General features: G+C 54.7%; 1 rRNA gene. It reads left to right on the forward strand.

The features are described from left to right. A 23S ribosomal RNA gene (locus AABB92_RS23315) occupies positions 1 to 753 on the forward strand; the annotation flags it as partial. Positions 754 to 783 lie beyond the last annotated feature (30 nt).

Consider the following 783-nt stretch of genomic DNA (forward strand, 5'->3'; position numbering starts at 1 on the left):
GCGTGGAGCCAACCTTGAAATACCACCCTTTAATGTTTGATGTTCTAACGTGGCCCCGTTATCCGGGGTGCGGACAGTGTCTGGTGGGTAGTTTGACTGGGGCGGTCTCCTCCTAAAGCGTAACGGAGGAGCACGAAGGTCAGCTAATCACGGTCGGACATCGTGAGGTTAGTGCAATGGCATAAGCTGGCTTGACTGCGAGAGTGACGGCTCGAGCAGGTGCGAAAGCAGGTCATAGTGATCCGGTGGTTCTGAATGGAAGGGCCATCGCTCAACGGATAAAAGGTACTCCGGGGATAACAGGCTGATACCGCCCAAGAGTTCATATCGACGGCGGTGTTTGGCACCTCGATGTCGGCTCATCACATCCTGGGGCTGAAGTAGGTCCCAAGGGTACGGCTGTTCGCCGTTTAAAGTGGTACGCGAGCTGGGTTTAGAACGTCGTGAGACAGTTCGGTCCCTATCTGCCGTGGGCGCTGGAGAATTGAGGGGGGTTGCTCCTAGTACGAGAGGACCGGAGTGAACGCACCACTGGTGTTCGGGTTGTCATGCCAATGGCATTGCCCGGTAGCTAAGTGCGGAAAAGATAAGTGCTGAAAGCATCTAAGCACGAAACTTGCCCCGAGATGAGTTCTCCCTGACCCTTTAAGGGTCCTGAAGGGACGTTGAAGACGACGACGTTGATAGGCCGGATGTGTAAGCGCAGCGATGCGTTGAGCTAACCGGTACTAATGACCCGTGAGGCTTAACCTTACAACGCCAGAGGCGTTTTGAGAGACGAAA

The sequence above is a fragment of the Pantoea brenneri genome, from assembly GCF_038594305.1.
In the GTDB taxonomy this organism is placed as follows: Bacteria; Pseudomonadota; Gammaproteobacteria; order Enterobacterales; family Enterobacteriaceae; genus Pantoea; species Pantoea brenneri.